The following is a 15,617-nucleotide window of genomic DNA, read 5'->3' on the forward strand; positions in this document are numbered from 1 at the left end:
ATGGATATCGCGCTAGGCCATGCCCCGCTCGCGGGCAACCACGGGGTCGACACTGTTATGGATGCCACGACAAGGGTCGCATCGCAGCCGCTCGCGATCGAGGCTCGCGGCCTCGTCAAGCGGTTCGACGGGCAGCTGGCCGTGGACGGCGTCGACATCGCGGTCCCCGAAGGCGCCATCTACGGTATCCTCGGCCCCAACGGCGCGGGCAAGACCACGACATTGCGGATGCTGCTCGGCATTATCGACCCCGACCAAGGCGTGCGCCGCGTATTCGGCCACGACCGCCCGCACGAGATCGGGCGCCTGATCGGCTATTTGCCCGAGGAACGCGGGCTCTACCCGTCCATGAAAGCCTATGAAGCGATCGGCTTCATGGGCGCCCTGCGCGGCATGTCCATGCGCGACGCCCGTGCCGAGGGCCGCCGCCTGCTGGAAGAACACGGCATGGGCCACGCGGTGGACAAGCAGATCCGCCAGCTTTCGAAAGGCATGGCGCAGACCGTACAATTGCTCGGCACACTGGTGCATCGCCCGCGGCTGGTGGTGCTCGACGAACCGTTCAGCGGGCTCGATGCGATCAACCAGGGCAAGCTCGAACAGCTCATCCGGCGGCTTGCCGACGACGGCACGACGGTGATCTTCTCGACCCATGTCATCCACCATGCCGAGCGCCTGTGCGACGATGTCGCGATCATCGCTGGCGGCAAGGTGCCCTATGCCGGCAGCGTCGAGGCGGCGCGCGACCGCATCCCGGCGCAGGTGCGGCTGGAAACCAAGGCGCGCGACGGGCGCTGGCGCAGCGCCCTGCCCGCCGATGCCCGGCAGGTGGGCGATTTCTGGAACTTCTCGCTGCCCGAAAGCGGGATCGAGCCGCTGTTGCGGGCGCTGATCGAGGGCGAGGCGGGCATCCTCTCGCTGTCGATCGAGCGCGCCGGGCTGCACGATGCCTTCGTCCACATCGCCGGGGAAGCGGCCGCAAGGGCCCTTGCCGCCGATGCGGATGCCGACCGGGAGGGGGGCCGATGAACCGCGCTTCCGCCACCGCTTCGCGACTGCCGCTGATGGCCGCCGCCATGGTCATCGCCCGGCGCGACTTCTTTGCCATCCTGCTGAGCCGGGCTTTCGTTTTCTTCCTGCTCGGCCCGCTGTTCCCGATCGTGGTCGGCGGGCTGGCCGGCGGGATCGGCAGCCAGACGCGGCAGCAGGTTTCGAATCCCGAAATCGCCCTCTTGCTCGCACCCGACGAGCGCGCGGCGATAGAGCGCGCCCATGCGGTGCTCGCGCCGCAGCTGGGCGGCGCCCTGCCGCCGGTGGTGGCCCTGCCCGACCCGCTGTCGGCCAATCCGCAGGCGATCCTGGCCGAGCGACCCGGCAATATTGCTGCCATCCTGTCCGGCACGTTGGCGGACCCGGTGCTGACTGGTCCGCCTGACCAGCTCGACCGGCTCAAGGGCAAGGCGGCGCTGCTGACGGCAACCGCGCTGTCGACGTCGCCCGCCTCGTTCCCGGACATCAGGACCACCGCCGTCACGACCAGCGGCGCCACCGAGCTGTCGGGAAGGATGGTGACCGCGCAGGCCGGGCAGATGCTGCTGTTCCTGCTGACGATGCTGCTCGCGGGCATGGTCCTGTCCAACCTGGTCGAGGAGAAGGCGAACAAGATCATCGAAATCCTCGCCGCGGCGATCCCGATGGACGCCGTCTTCTACGGCAAGCTGTTCGCCATGCTGGCAGTATCGTTTGTGGGCATTGCGGTCTGGGGCAGCGTCGTCGCGGCCATCGTCACGCTGGGCGGCTACAACCTCGATAACCTGCCCGAACCGGCTGTCGGCTGGAGTGCGTTCATCATCCTCGGCATCGCCTATTTCGCCATGGCCTACCTGCTGCTGGGGTCCGTCTTCCTTACCATCGGTTCGCAGGCGAAGACGGTGCGCGAGGTGCAGACGCTGTCGATGCCGGCCACCATGCTGCAGCTGCTGGTCTTCTTTGCCGCCAGCTTTGCCGTCGGCCAGCAGGGCAGCGCCTTCGAATGGGGCGCGGCCATTTTCCCGTTCAGTTCGCCCTTCGCCATGCTCGCCCGCGCGGCCCTGCAGGAAGGGCTGGTGCAACACCTGGTGGCGCTGGCCTGGCAAGGGCTGGCGGTGGCCGTGATGGTCCGGCTGGGCGCGGCGCTGTTCCGCAAGCGCGTGATGCAGTCTGGCAGCGGTGGCAGCACGAAGCGCAGCCTGTTTGGCCGCCGCAAGGCCGGCACCGCCTGACGCGGGCGGGTTGGCCGGCACCGGCAACCGCGGTACCCGCGACGCGAACTAGGTCGCGTTTCGCAACCGACTGTTGACACTGCTGTCAATACAGTCAGGATGCCCCACAATGGCGGCGACCGCGCAAGAGTCGCCCGCGACAGGAGAGACAGCTATGGCAACGATTGCCCCGCAACGGCCCGAATGCCGCAGTTCGCCCACCGCCTATGAGGCGCTGACCGAGCATCTCAAGCACCACCCGGAAGATCGCCTGCACCACCCGCACAAATGGGACGTCAGCCGCAGCGACATCTACTACAACAACACCTGGCACCCGATTTTCCGCGAGATGCGCGCGGCGGGGCCGCTGCACTACATTCCCGAAAGCCCCTTCGGCCCCTATTGGGCGGTGGTCAGCCACAAGGCGATCCAGCATATCGAGGCGTTGCCCGAAACCTTTTCCTCGAGCTGGGAGCATGGCGGAATCACCATCCTCAACCGCCTCGACGACGAAGAGCTGGAGGCGCTGGGCCGCCCGCGCCGCGAGCTGCCGATGTTCATCGCCATGGACCGGCCGCAGCACACCGGCCAGCGCCGCACGGTGGCGCCCAAGTTCACCCCCAGCGGCATGGCCGAGATGGAGGGCGAGATCCGCCAGCGTACCGGCGAACTGCTCGATTCGCTGCCGCGCGGCGAGGTGTTCGACTGGGTCGAGAAGGTCTCGATCGAACTGACAACCGGGATGCTGGCAATCCTGTTCGGCTTCCCGTGGGAAGACCGCCGCCTGCTGACCTATTGGTCCGACTGGTCGGGCGATACCGAGCTCGCCACGGTGCGCGAACTCGACGAGATGCGCTGGGGCATCCTCGAGGAAATGGGGGCCTATTTCCAGTCGCTGTGGATCGAACGGACCCATGACAAGGAGCCGGGTGACGACCTCATTTCGATGATGATCCACTCGCCGGCGATGAACCAGATGAGCCCGCACGAATTCATGGGCAATCTGGTGCTGCTGATCGTGGGCGGGAACGACACCACCCGCAATTCCATGAGCGGGATCATCTACCAGCTCGACAAGAACCCCGACCAGCGCAAGCTCTTCGAACAGAAGCCCGAACTGATCCCCAATGCGGTGCAGGAAATCCTGCGCATGCAGACCCCGCTGGCGCATATGCGCCGCACCTGCACCGAGGATACCGAGGTCTTCGGCCAGACCATCAGGAAGGGCGACAAGGTGGTGCTGTGGTACCTTTCCGCCAATCGCGACGAGGAAGTGTTCGAGAATCCGGACAAGCTCGACATCGAGCGCGAGAACGCCCGCCGCCACATCGCTTTCGGCTACGGCATCCACCGCTGCGTCGGCGCCCGCCTGGCCGAACTGCAACTGCGCGTGCTGCTGGAAGAGCTGCACAAGCGCCGCATGCGGGTGCACGTGGCCGGCGATATCGAGCGGGTGCGGGCGAACTTCGTCCACGGCTTCCGCAAGCTCGAAGTCGAGGTCACGACCTTTTGAGGTGAAACCTTCGGCGGCGCTTCGACGTATATGCAGACAGGAAATCCCTGCGAGGATACGGAGATTCGCATGACAGCCTCACTCGATCGCCGCGGAATGCTCGGCTGGATCGGCGCCGGCGCGTCCTTCGTGGCGCTGGCCGCCTGCGGTTCCGGTCCGGCGGAGGCGAAGAGCTTCCCCGTCAGCAAGACCGATGCCCAATGGCGCAAGCAGCTCACCAGCGCCCAGTATTACGTCCTGCGGCAGGAGGGCACCGAACGGGCCTTCACCTCGCCGCTGGACCGGGAAAAGCGCGCCGGCATGTTCCATTGCGCGGGCTGCAACAATGCGGTCTATTCCTCGAAGCACAAGTTCGACAGCGGCACCGGCTGGCCCAGCTTCTGGCAGGCGGCCGACAGGGGCGCGGTCGGCACCAGCACCGACTACAAGATCGGCTATCCCCGCACCGAGGTACACTGCGCCGATTGCGGGGGGCACCTGGGGCACATCTTCGACGACGGGCCCAAGCCCACCGGCAAGCGGCACTGCATCAACGGGGTGGCGCTGATATTCCGTCCGGCCTGACGCGCCAGACGCGGAACGTCGGCGGGGTGCCCAGCGCGACCGGCTCCAGCCAGGCCGGTGCCCTGCCGTCGCGTAGGAGCGCGGCAAAACTGCCAGTGACGCCGCGTTCGACATAGACATCGGGTTCGATCAGGTCGCTGCACATCACGACATAGCGCGCCTTGTGCTTGGTAATCAGCGTGCGAGCGCGTTCCGGCGTGCCGGTGAAGGCGAGAATGACGTCGCGCATGGCCTGCTCGGCGCGGTGATGCCCGGTGGCGACGACCGCATGGGGCGAATAGAGCACGATCGAGGGCCCGATATCCAGCGGGGCGAAAGCCGTCCCGGGTTCCAGCCTTGCGAGTGCGCGCGCGCTGTCGGCAAGTTCGCAGGTCGATTTCGCCATCTCGAGATTTGCATTGCCCGCCGTGTTGGCCGCCATGGCCCGGGTCGCAAAGCTGAACGGAACGCTCGGCACCAGCACGACCAGCATTGCCGCCGCTATGGCAAGTCGTCCGGCCAGCGGCCCGGGCTCGCGAAGCCGTTCCAGTCCGGCCGCCAGGAGGTAGCCGAGCGGCAAGGCCGCCAGCAGCGAGGCGAAGGCCATCGAGCGCGATACCAGCAGGCCGAGCACGATCATCCCGCCCAGCAGCAGGCTGTACTCGCACCACCAGCGCTTGCGCCATTCGCGCGCGCGCCGCCATAGCCGGAGCGATACGCCCAGAGCGACGACGATGCTGACAAGGGCGGGGTAGAGTGCGGCAGGTTGCTGCCAGTAAGGCTGGCCCTCGCCCACGTTGACATACCAGAAATCGCGCACCACCGGATCGAGCGCGCCGAAAGGCGTGCGCAGGCACTGCGGCGAAACCAGTGCGAAGATTGCTATGCCGGCGAGGCCGGCGACCGCGAGGCCGGCGACCAGCAGGGGCTTCGAAAGCGCGCGCGGCAGGGCCAGCACCGTGACCAAGGCCGCGATCGTCGCGAACATGGCGGCATGCGCCACCGTCGCCGCGTCGCAATACAGCGCGGTTGCGCCCGGCCCTCGCGTCGCCGCAAGGAAGCCGGCCAGTCCGGCACCGAAGGCGGCGAGATAGGCAACCAGCCAGCCGCGCGCGGCATGGCTGCGCCACCAGCGTAGCGCCAGCACGCCGCCGAACAGGGCCGCCAGTGGCAGCAGTTCGAGCGAGATCGACACGCCGGCAGCAAGCGCCAGCCCCGCGATCGCGCCGCCCTGCCAGGCGGTGCGGAGGAAAATCGCCCAGGTCGCCATGGCCACCATCGCGATCTGCCACCCGTGGTGGTCGATCCTCAGCGGCTGGAACTGGAACACCAGCAGGGGCAGGAAGCCCATGCACAGACACACCAGCCCCGCAGTCTCGAGGCCGAACAGGCGCCAGGCGATGCGGCCGATGAAGACCATCGCGAGCAGCAGGGTCAGCAGCGGCACTGCCACCACCGTCACCTGCTCGGCCAGGCCCTGCCCGAGCAGGGGCGCGAGCAGGGCCATCATCCCTGCCAGCGGCAGGTCGACCAGCCGGGACCAGTGCATGGGAACACTACCCAGGGGATCGATGCGATGCTGCTTCAGGTCGAACCAGTCCTGGCCGGCCAGCAGGTCGCGGACCTGCACCAGCCGCAGCACATCGTCGGGATCGGGAAAATCCTGCTTGGCGATGGCGCCCCAGCCGGTGGCGAAGAGCAGGATGGCGACAACCATCCACATCACGGCGATCCGGCGCATCGGCCGTTCGCCTTCGCGCAGGCGCCGATCCTCGATGGAATGACTGGCCATGGCTCAGGCTCCGGTGCGAAACACCACCCGGCTGCGCAGGATCCAGGTGAGCGTGAAGCTGGCCGCCACGGCGAACAGCTTGGCGATGCGCGGGTCCATGCCGGCGAGGTCGCCCGCCCCGACGATCGCCGTGGTCAGCGCCAGCCCGGCCAGGGCCGACACCACGAACAGCGCCTTCTGCTTGGTCCGTTCCGCACCGCGGCCGGCCACACGGTCGCTGAAGACCTTGCGGCTCGACAGCAACCAGTGCGCCAGGATCCCCAGCGCATAGCCGGCGGCCGACGCGATCACCGCGGCAACGCCGAGCGACAGCAACGCCATGAAGCTGCCGAGGTCGATCGCGAGTGCGCCGACGCTGGCCAGCAGGTAGCGGACGAGGACGATGTCCTTGATCCGGGTGAGGAGCGCCAGCATGACGGTGCCCTGCCTTTGTGTCGCGGCCATCAGGCGACGCGGCGGCCTTTGTCGGCGGCAACGCGTTCGGGCACGTCGCGCACCGAAGCGAGGGCGGCGGCCTGGTCCTCGCTGACCGGACGGACCGTTTCGCGGGCGGGCAGGGCCTTCTCGGCACCTTCGTCGCCGGCCTCGTGGTATTCGGCGTCCTCGTTGACGCACCAGATGTCGTACACCCGTTCCCCGGCGAGGATGTTCTCGACCGTCAGCATGGCCGTCATCATCGCGTGGTCCTGGTTGTTGTAGCGGTGCATGCCGTTGCGGCCGACCAGGTGCAGCGTCGGATACTTGTGCTCCAGCTCGCCGCGCATGGCGGCGACATTGGCGGCGTAATCCTCGTCATAGACCGGATAGGCCTTTTCCTGTCGCACCACGGCCCCGCCCTTGACCTTCTTGGGGTCGAGCAGGCCGAGGATCTTCATCTCGGTGGTGGCGAGAGTGACAAGATCGGCATCGGCCATGTCCCATAACCCGTCGCCTTCGAAGCAGAAATATTCGAGCCCGACGCAGGCCATTTTCTCGTCCGGCACCATTTCCGGCGACCACGAACGGAAGTTCTGCACCCGGCCGACCTGCACCTTGCTATCGTGGATGTAGATCCAGTTGTCGGGGAACAGGTCCTCGCCCTCGACCATCAGCGCCACGGTCAGGAAGTCGCGGTAGTTGAGCTTGGTGCCGTTCCAGCTGGTTTCGGGCAGCGGGTGAAGGCGCGCGCCCAGTTCGCGCATCGGCGCCGAACTGATGGCATGGGCCGCCTTGACAATGATCTTCTCGCCGGCCTTGCTGACCGCGCTCATGCGCCAGCCCCCTTGTCCGTCGGAGGCCAGCTGTTCGAGCCCGTGACCCATGATGACCTGGCCCTTGCCGGTGGCGACGATCTTGTCGCGCGCGGCATCCCACATCATGCCCGGGCCCTGCCGCGGATAGCGGAAGGTTTCGAGCAGGGTCTTGGTCGCCATGCCGTCGTTCGGCTTCTTGTTGAGACCGAGCGAACGCTTGAGCCCGTCCATCACCGCGCTCCAGAGCGAAAGGCCCTTGATCCGCTGGGCGGCCCAGTCGGCGCTCATCTCGTTGCACGGCATGCCCCACACCTTCTCGGTGTAGGTCTTGAAGAAGATCGAATAGAGCTTCTTGCCGAACTGGTTGGTGGTCCAGTCCTCGAAGCTCTTGACCTGCTTGATCGGGAAGGCCTTGACCCACAGGTAGCTCGCCATGCAGGCGGTCGAGCGCAGGATGCCGAGGTTCGACAGGGCTTCGAAGGCGCGCAGCGGATAGCTGTAGAACTTGCCTTCGTAATAGATGCGGCTCATCCGCGGGCGCTGGATGAAGTCGTCGGGCAGGATCTCGTTCCACAGGTCGACGACGGCGGCGCTCTTCGAGAAGAAACGGTGTCCGCCGATGTCGAAGCGGTAGCCCTGGTGTTCCACCGTACGGCTGATCCCGCCGACATAGGTTTCGTCCTTCTCGATAATGACCACGGTCTTGCCGGCCTTGGTCAGCAGGTAGCCGGCGGTGAGGCCGGCCGGACCCGCGCCGATAATGGCGACATCGGCGGTGAGTTCGCGAGAAGTGGCGTTGTTCATTGGTGCCCCCGAAACAAGCTGAGTTGAATGCTTGACCGTGGAGTGAAGGAAAATGGTTAGGGACCTCTTAACGCTGCGGGAAAATCGCGCGGATCGGCGCGGCGATCAGACCAGCCTGTGCAACCGGGCGAGACACCAGGCAAAGTCCCGGAACGAAAAGGTTTCCTCCAGCACCAGGCCGTGCACCGTCTCGCGCCGCCAGCGCACCTTGGCGTAGACCGGCGGCAGCCCGTCGATACCCAGCCGGAGCAACTGGTCGCGCGCCCAACTCCGGTCCGCTTCCAGCCGCGCGCCCTGCTGCGAAAGGTTTGTAATCTGCCCGCTGCCGCGTTCCCCGGTGGCAACCACCTCAACTGGCAGTTCCACCTTGATGCGGATGGGACGGCGGGGGTAGCGCGCATCGTCTTCCAGCATCTGGCCGAGGGCTACCGGATCGCGGAACCGGAAGCCGGCCTCGCCTTCCTGTTCCCACACCTTCTCGACGAGATAGGGGCAGCCTTCGCGCAGCTCGATCGCCATGCGTTCGCTGGCGGGCAGCGGATGGAAGGTGCGGATCGAAATCCCCGTGGTGGAGACGTCGCGGATCACGCACAGGAATTCGCCGGACTTGGTGCGCAGCTTGGCCTGCCGCAGCAACAGAGTGTAGCGCGGATCGCGCCGCTGCTCGATGCGCATGGCACCCGGGTCGCGGGGCAGGCTGGTCTGGGCAATCATGTCGGCATGAGGCATCGTGTACGCTCCGTCGCTGGCGCTCCCGCCGGGGAGCGGGCGCGAAGATGCATCGGATACGGCTAGGATTCGGTCAGCGCCTGCCTAGGGGATTGTACGACGGGTGCGGGGCGCCAGCGAACGGGCGAGCCTGGCAGGCCCGGCGGGCCGACCTGGTTCGGGGCACCGCGTGCGGGCGGTGGGACTCGAACCCACACGATCAAGGATCAGGGGATTTTAAGTCCCCGGCGTCTACCATTCCGCCACGCCCGCAACGGCGCGGCCCTAGCGCCAAAGGCGGGCGAAAGGAAAGCGGCAATGCTGCGCGCGCGATCGTAGCGCGGAACCGCAGGCTAGCCGTTGAGAAGGGTACGCATTTCCTTGCCCGGCTTGAAATAGGGCACCGCCTTCGCGGCCACGTCGACCGGTTCGCCCGTGCGCGGGTTGCGCCCCTGCCGCGCCTCGCGCTCGCGCGTCGAGAATGCCCCGAAGCCTCGCAGTTCGACCCGGCCGCCTTCGGCCAGTCGTTCGGAAATGGCATCAAAGAAAATGTCGACGACCTGTTCGATTTCCTCGGCCCGCAAGTCAGGATTGTCGCGCGCCAGAGCCTGCAGCAGTTCGGAACGGATCATGTCTCTCTCCCGGTCACATGGCGGACCACCTGCGACCAGCAATGTTGGGCCCCACCCCCTCGGCCGCGAGCGGCAATGCCGACCGAAGCCGCTGGAATAATGGCAGAAACCCCGACGGAGCGCAAACCATCGCCCGAAATGCCGTCCCGAAGCGGGAAAATCGTTTCTTTTCAGACTTTTTCGTCTGAGAGGAGACGATCGAGCGGGATGCCAAGACGGGCGATCCGGTCGCGAATCCCCGGCCACTCGCTGGCGAGGAAGCTGTCGCGTTCGGCCCGGCGAAGCTTTTCGGCGGCGCCGGCGACGACATACATCCCGACCCCGCGCTGGACCTCCACCAGCCCGTCGAGCTGGAACTGCTGGTAGGCTTTAGCGACCGTCAGCGGGTTGGCCCCCTGCTCGGCGGCAAAGGCGCGCACCGAGGGGAGCATTTCCCCTTCCGGATAGCGCCCGTCGATGATCGCCGCAGCGATGATATCGCGCAGGCGCAGGTAAACGGGTCGGGATGCTGTGCTCATGGGTGCATCAGTGCCATAATACAGCGGGGCAGGTCAAGGAGAATGGCCCCTTGCGCACGAATGGTTCACGCCGGAGAAACATGGTTTCGGCTGAAACAAGTCCTTCACATAGCAAAATGAGCCGCTAGGGTGCCCGCTTTCGGGGGGCCGGGGGACAAGCGGCTTCCGGTTCGGGTAAGAGAAAAAGAGGCACAACCAGACATGGCATCGCAACTACTGCCGCACGGCGATTCCGCCGGGACCATCCTAGGTCATCCCAAGGGGCTGTTCGTCCTGTTCTTCGCCGAGATGTGGGAGCGGTTTTCCTACTACGGCATGCGCGCGCTGCTGATCTTCTATCTGACCAAGCACTGGTTGTTCTCCGACAGCGAAGCAGGTGTGATCTACGGCGCCTATACCGCGCTCGTGTACATCACCCCGGTGCTCGGCGGCTATCTGGCCGACAAATACCTGGGGCAGCGCAAGGCCGTGACCTACGGCGCGGTGCTGCTGACCTTCGGTCACTTCCTGATGGGATTCGAAGGCAATGGCGGACAGGATCCGTCCAGCCTCAACATCTTCTGGCTGGCGCTGGCCTTCATCATCGTCGGCTCGGGCTTCCTCAAGGCCAATATCTCGGTGATCGTCGGCCAGCTCTACCCGCGGACCGACGTGCGGCGCGACGGCGCATACACTATCTTCTACATGGGGATTAACCTCGGCGCGGCGATCGGCTCGCTCCTGTGCGGTTACCTCGGCGAAACCTATGGCTGGGCCTACGGCTTCGGCGCTGCAGGCATCGGCATGCTGCTCGGCCTGATCGTCTTCGTGGGCTTCAAGGGCCTGCTGCTCGGCCGCGGCGAACCGCCCGCGTTGCTCAGCAAGGGCATGGAATGGGGTCTCTATGCCGTCGGTCTCGTTGCCGTCGTCGTGTGCTGGTGGATGGTGCAGAACCAGTCCGTCGTCGGCACGCTGCTGGGTGTCGCCGGTGCGATCCTGGTCGGCTACGTGCTCTTCACTGCCGTAGTCAAACTGCCCGCCGAAGACCGCGACCGGATCTTCGCCGCGCTGTTCCTGATCCTGGGCTCGATCCTGTTCTGGGCACTGTTCGAACAGGCCGGCTCCAGCCTCAACCTCTACACCGATCGCTATGTCGATCGCGGCGGGGTGCCGGCATCTGTGTTCCAGTCGATCAATGCGATTTACATCGTCCTTCTGGCGCCCCTGTTTGCCACGCTGTGGACCTGGCTCGGCCGGCGCGGACTGGAGCCTTCGGCCCCGGCCAAGTTCGGGCTTGCGCTGATGCAGCTGGGTGCAGGCTTCCTGGTGCTGGTTGCGGGCGCCGCGACCGGAAACATGACACCGGTCATCTTCATCTTCCTGATCTACCTGCTGCACACCACCGGCGAGCTGTGCCTCAGCCCCGTGGGCCTCTCGGCGATGAACCGCCTGGCCCCGGCGCACATGGCATCGCTGATCATGGGCACATGGTTCTTCGCCTCGGCCACCGGCAATTTTGCCGCCGGGCTGATCGCCTCGGCAACCGGATCGGAAGCCGCCGCCGGCGAAGGTGCGGGCAAGCAGGTTGTGCTCGACGTGTACTCGCAGATCGGCTGGATCGCGATCGCCGTCGGTGTCGGCGTGCTGCTCGTCAGCCCGCTGATCAAGAAGCTGATGCATCTCGATACGCTGAAGGATGAAAACCTCGCGGGCGAGGAAGAGATCGGCGAACCGCAGGCGGGCGGCGTCCGTCCGGCAGCATCGTAGGTTTGAACAGGGGGCATACGGCCATGCGACTAAGCGCGTTACTCTTATGCGGGGGCGCGCTGGCGCTGGCCGCATGCTCCACCACCGGGACTGCCAAGGAAAGCAAGTCCGCATCCTCCGCCGCAACGGAAGAGCGGGCTGCCCCCTTCCCCTCGACCTACAAGCCCTATCCGGGCGCGCCGACGGCACTGGTCGGCGCAACCGTCTATGACGGAAAGGGCGGGGTGATCGAGGGCGGCACGGTGCTGTTCCGGGACGGCAAGGTCGAAGCGGTCGGGGCCGGCCTTTCGACCGAAGGCTACACTGTCGTCGACGGGACCGGCAAGTTCGTCACGCCCGGGATCATCGACATCCACAGCCACCTTGGCGACTATCCCACGCCCGCGGTCGACGCGCATTCGGACGGTAACGAGGCGACCAGCCCCACCACGCCGGAAGTCTGGGCGGAGCATTCGGTATGGCCGCAGGACCCGGGCTTCACCCGCGCGATGGCCAATGGCGGGATCACGAGCTTGCAGATCCTGCCCGGCTCGGCGAACCTCATGGGCGGCCGTTCGGTCACCTTGAAGAACGTGCCCAGCCGCACGGTGCAGGGGATGAAGTTCCCCGGGGCGCCCTACAGCATGAAGATGGCCTGCGGCGAGAACCCCAAGCGCGTCTATGGCGGGCGCGGGCGGATGCCTTCGACCCGCATGGGCAATTTTGCGGTCAATCGCCAGACCTGGCTCGACGCCAAGGCCTATGACGGCAAGAAACGCGACCTCGCCAAGGAGACGCTGAAGGGCGTGCTCGACGGCGAGATCCTGATCCAGAACCACTGCTACCGCGCCGACGAAATGGCGCTGGTGATCGATATGGCCAAGGAAATGGGCTACAAGGTCGCCGCTTTCCACCATGCCGTGGAAGCCTACAAGATCGGCGACCTGCTGCGCGAGGAAGGCATCTGCTCCGCCATCTGGGCCGACTGGTACGGCTTCAAGATGGAAAGCTACGACGGCATCCGTGAAAACGCCGCCTTCCTGCAGCGCGAAGGGGCCTGCGTGGTGATCCATTCGGACGATGCGAACGGTATCCAGCGCCTGAACCAGGAAGCCGCCAAGGCGCAGGCCGCCGGCCGCCGTGTCGGGATCGATATCCCCGATGCCACGGTGATCGGCTGGATCACCCTCAACGCCGCCAAGGCCATGGGCATCGACACCATGACCGGCAGCCTCGAAAACGGCAAGATGGCCGATGTGGTGCTGTGGAACGGCAATCCGCTGAGCACCTACTCGCGACCGGAAAAGATCTGGATCGACGGGGCGCTGATGTACGACGCGATGGACCGCAAGCGGCGCCCGGTGAGCGATTTCGAGCTCGGCCAGCCCGGTGAAGGAGACGTGAAATGAAGCGCTCAGGCACTCCGCGCCACCTCCGCCCGATCGGCGCGCTCGGCATCGCGCTGGGTCTGGCCGGGGCCTTCGTCGGTTTCAAGGCCAGCGCACAGGATGTCACCATCACCAACGCCCGGCTCGTGACCGGGGACGGCAGTGCGCCGATCGAAGGTGGCACCGTGGTCGTTAGCGGCGGCAGCGTGATCTACGCAGGCGTTGCCGGCGGCGCTCCCACGCGCGGAACGGTGGTCGATGCCGGCGGGCAATGGGTCACCCCGGGCATTTTCATGCCGGTTACCGACCTCGGGCTCTACGATGTCGGCGGGGTCGATGAAACCAACGACACATCGGCCGGCAAGTCGCGCTTCAACGCGGCGCTCGATGCCTCGACGGCGGTCAACTACGCCTCGCAGCATATTGCGGTCAGCCGCAATGCCGGGATCACCCGCGCCTCGATCGTCACGACCCCATCGGGCGCCATCTTCGGCGGCCAGGGCGCGGTGATCGATACCGGCGCGGATGCCAGTCCCATCGTCAAGCCTCGCGCCTTCCAGGTCGTCATCCTGGGCGAACGCGGGGGAGAGATCGCCGGGGGCAGCCGGGTGGCGGCCTATGTCGAACTCGCCAATGCCATGCGCGAGGCGGCGGATTATGCCGCCGGGCGCTGGAGCGGCGATGGCAATTTGCTGACCCGCGCCGATGCGGCGGCGCTGGTGCCGGTGGTGAACGGCAGCCAGCCGCTCTATGTCCGGGTCGAGCGGGCCGCCGATATCCGCGCGGTTCTCGGACTCAGGCAGACCTATCCCGCCCTCAAGCTGGTGCTGCTCGGCGTCGGCGAAGGCTGGATGGTCGCGCGCGACATCGCCGCCGCCGGCGTGCCCGTGATCGCCGATCCGCTGGAGAACCTGCCCGACAGCTTCGAACAGCTCGGCGTCACCCAGAGCAATGTCGGCCGGATGGTCGCTGCCGGGGTCAAGGTCGCGCTCGGCGGGCTTTCCGGGGGCACCAACGAACAGCCCGGCAATGCCCGCCAGTTCGCGGGCAATATCGTCGGCCTTTCCAACATACCCGGCGCGGCCGGGCTGAGCTGGGGCCAGGCTTTTGCCGCCATCTCGTCCGTACCTGCCGAAATTTCGGGTTTCGGCGGCAAGCTGGGCGTGCTGCGCCCCGGCGCGGCCGGCGACGTGGTGATCTGGGACGGCGACCCGCTGGAGGTATCGAGCGGTGTGGTGCGGGTGTTCATCGACGGGGTCGAACAATCGCTCGACAGCCACCAGACCCGCCTGCGCGATCGCTACAAGGATCTCGACGAGAGCGACCTGCCCAAGGCCTACGACTGGTGAGGCTGCTGGCGGCGGCCATGCTGCTGCTGCCCGCGGCAGTGGCAGCGCAGGACGCACCGCCGGTCTATGACGAGGCCTGGCACAATCGCCAGCAGGCGGCAGTGTCCGGCCTTACCGTAGCCGACGGCTGGCAGGTCCTGCCCGGCGGGCTCAAGTGGCGGCGGATCGCCGGTGACGGGAGCGGCCCGCGCCCGACCGTCGAAGACACGGTCACCGTCCACTATGCCGGGACACTGATCGACGGCACCCCTTTCGACAGTTCCTACGAGCGGGGCGAGCCGGCGACGTTTCCGCTCGGCCGGCTGGTAAAGGCTTGGCAACTGGCCATTCCGCAGATGGGCGTGGGCGATACGATCGAACTCTTTGCACCCGCCGACCTCGCCTACGGCCCTGTCGGACGGGGCCCGATCCCGGGCAATGCAACCCTTGTTTTCAAGGTGGAGCTGATCGCAATAGAGTGAACCGGGTTTTCGCGTGGGGAGGGATAGATGGACGGACTGGCAGGATTGATCGCAGCGAGCATTGCTTTCGTCGGTTCCCACTTCGCCATGTCGCATCCGCTGCGTCGAGCCATCGTCAGCATCTTCGGCGAGAAGGGCTTCCAGGCCGTCTATAGCGTGGTCAGTTTCGCCACCATGGGCTGGATGTACCTGGCCTTCCGGGCGACGCCGCCTTCGGTGCCGCTATGGAGCGGATATGACGACATCAGCTGGGCTATCGGCTCCGTGCTGGCTTTGCTGGCCATGGTGTTGCTCGCCGGATCGATGGTGGGCAACCCCGCCCTTCCGGCCCCGGGCGCGGCCGAGGCGGCGCGCAAGGAGCCGCAGGGTGTCTTTCGCGTTACCCGCCACCCGATGATGTGGGGCTTCGCGCTGTGGGCCGTCTCGCACATGATCGCCGCACCGACCGGACGCACACTAGTGGTGGCGCTCGCGGTGCTGATCCTCGCCCTCGTCGGCGCGCATTTCCAGGACGGCAAGAAGGAAGTCCAGATGGGCGAAGCCTGGGCCGAATGGGAGAGCAGGACCAGCTATTGGCCCCGGCTAGGCCAGATCGGCGCGATCCCCGCGAAGACCTGGATCATCGGCGCGGTGATCTGGCTGGCCGCAAGCTGGGCGCATATCCCGGCGGGCGGCGGCGAAGCGGGCGTGTGGCGGTGGCTGCTCGGCTAAG

Annotated in this window: 15 protein-coding genes and 1 tRNA gene; 9 read left to right on the forward strand and 7 right to left on the reverse strand. The window is 66.4% G+C overall.

Features of this window, described 5'->3' with window-relative positions; translation table 11 throughout:
• Positions 1-57: 57 nt before the first annotated feature.
• The 4 genes from WAB17_RS05555 (at position 58) to msrB (ending at position 4,317) form a co-directional block, all read left to right on the forward strand.
• Positions 58-1,029: an ABC transporter ATP-binding protein gene (locus WAB17_RS05555; RefSeq protein ID WP_435419339.1), complete on the forward strand. Its 972-nt coding sequence runs from the start codon at positions 58-60 to the stop codon at positions 1,027-1,029.
• Positions 1,026-2,261 (forward strand): ABC transporter permease, encoded by a 1,236-nt coding sequence (locus WAB17_RS05560; protein ID WP_435419022.1) that lies wholly within the window; start codon positions 1,026-1,028, stop codon positions 2,259-2,261. The genes WAB17_RS05555 and WAB17_RS05560 overlap by 4 nt, the downstream gene beginning before the upstream one ends.
• 154 nt (positions 2,262-2,415) lie before the next feature.
• Positions 2,416-3,753 (forward strand): cytochrome P450, encoded by a 1,338-nt coding sequence (locus WAB17_RS05565; protein WP_435419023.1) that lies wholly within the window; start codon positions 2,416-2,418, stop codon positions 3,751-3,753.
• A 69-nt stretch (positions 3,754-3,822) separates the two neighbouring features.
• Positions 3,823-4,317: a peptide-methionine (R)-S-oxide reductase MsrB gene (gene msrB / locus WAB17_RS05570; RefSeq protein ID WP_435419024.1), complete on the forward strand. Its 495-nt coding sequence runs from the start codon at positions 3,823-3,825 to the stop codon at positions 4,315-4,317.
• On the opposite strand, the gene WAB17_RS05575 is transcribed toward msrB, so the two are convergent.
• From WAB17_RS05575 to WAB17_RS05605, 7 genes are all read right to left on the reverse strand, one after another.
• A complete protein-coding gene (locus WAB17_RS05575) occupies positions 4,283-6,088 on the reverse strand; it encodes a hypothetical protein (RefSeq protein ID WP_435419025.1) in 1,806 nt (601 codons plus the stop codon). The genes msrB and WAB17_RS05575 overlap by 35 nt on opposite strands.
• Positions 6,089-6,091: 3 nt before the next feature.
• Positions 6,092-6,532: a GtrA family protein gene (locus tag WAB17_RS05580; protein WP_435419026.1), complete on the reverse strand. Its 441-nt coding sequence runs from the start codon at positions 6,530-6,532 to the stop codon at positions 6,092-6,094.
• Positions 6,532-8,124 (reverse strand): NAD(P)/FAD-dependent oxidoreductase, encoded by a 1,593-nt coding sequence (locus WAB17_RS05585; RefSeq protein WP_435419027.1) that lies wholly within the window; start codon positions 8,122-8,124, stop codon positions 6,532-6,534. The genes WAB17_RS05580 and WAB17_RS05585 overlap by 1 nt, the downstream gene beginning before the upstream one ends.
• A gap of 105 nt (positions 8,125-8,229) precedes the next feature.
• Positions 8,230-8,853, reverse strand: a complete 624-nt coding sequence (locus tag WAB17_RS05590) for a PilZ domain-containing protein (protein ID WP_435419028.1) — start codon at positions 8,851-8,853, stop codon at positions 8,230-8,232.
• Between the two features lie 170 nt (positions 8,854-9,023).
• Positions 9,024-9,105, reverse strand: a tRNA-Leu gene (locus tag WAB17_RS05595).
• 80 nt (positions 9,106-9,185) lie between these two features.
• Positions 9,186-9,464 (reverse strand): integration host factor subunit beta, encoded by a 279-nt coding sequence (locus WAB17_RS05600; RefSeq protein WP_435419029.1) that lies wholly within the window; start codon positions 9,462-9,464, stop codon positions 9,186-9,188.
• A 170-nt stretch (positions 9,465-9,634) separates the two neighbouring features.
• Positions 9,635-9,982: a GntR family transcriptional regulator gene (locus WAB17_RS05605; RefSeq protein WP_435419030.1), complete on the reverse strand. Its 348-nt coding sequence runs from the start codon at positions 9,980-9,982 to the stop codon at positions 9,635-9,637.
• 201 nt (positions 9,983-10,183) lie between these two features.
• On the opposite strand from WAB17_RS05605, the gene WAB17_RS05610 reads away from it, so the two are divergent.
• Genes WAB17_RS05610 through WAB17_RS05630 form a run of 5 tightly spaced genes read left to right on the forward strand, consistent with a single transcriptional unit; the run spans position 10,184 to position 15,616 of the window.
• On the forward strand, positions 10,184-11,728 hold the full coding sequence (locus WAB17_RS05610) for a peptide MFS transporter (protein WP_435419031.1): 1,545 nt from the start codon (positions 10,184-10,186) through the stop codon (positions 11,726-11,728).
• Positions 11,729-11,751: 23 nt separating this feature from the next.
• Positions 11,752-13,116: an amidohydrolase gene (locus WAB17_RS05615; RefSeq protein WP_435419032.1), complete on the forward strand. Its 1,365-nt coding sequence runs from the start codon at positions 11,752-11,754 to the stop codon at positions 13,114-13,116.
• Positions 13,113-14,444, forward strand: coding sequence for an amidohydrolase family protein (locus tag WAB17_RS05620; RefSeq protein ID WP_435419033.1), 1,332 nt, complete (start codon positions 13,113-13,115; stop codon positions 14,442-14,444). Before WAB17_RS05615 ends, WAB17_RS05620 begins: the two co-directional genes overlap by 4 nt.
• Entirely contained in the window at positions 14,441-14,905 is a 465-nt protein-coding gene (locus WAB17_RS05625; protein WP_435419034.1) for an FKBP-type peptidyl-prolyl cis-trans isomerase, read from the forward strand. The genes WAB17_RS05620 and WAB17_RS05625 overlap by 4 nt, the downstream gene beginning before the upstream one ends.
• Before the next feature lie 27 nt (positions 14,906-14,932).
• Positions 14,933-15,616, forward strand: coding sequence for an NnrU family protein (locus tag WAB17_RS05630; RefSeq protein ID WP_435419035.1), 684 nt, complete (start codon positions 14,933-14,935; stop codon positions 15,614-15,616).
• Position 15,617: the final 1 nt, after the last annotated feature.

The sequence above is a fragment of the Parerythrobacter aurantius genome, from assembly GCF_045291475.1.
Classification (GTDB): domain Bacteria; phylum Pseudomonadota; class Alphaproteobacteria; order Sphingomonadales; family Sphingomonadaceae; genus Parerythrobacter; species Parerythrobacter aurantius.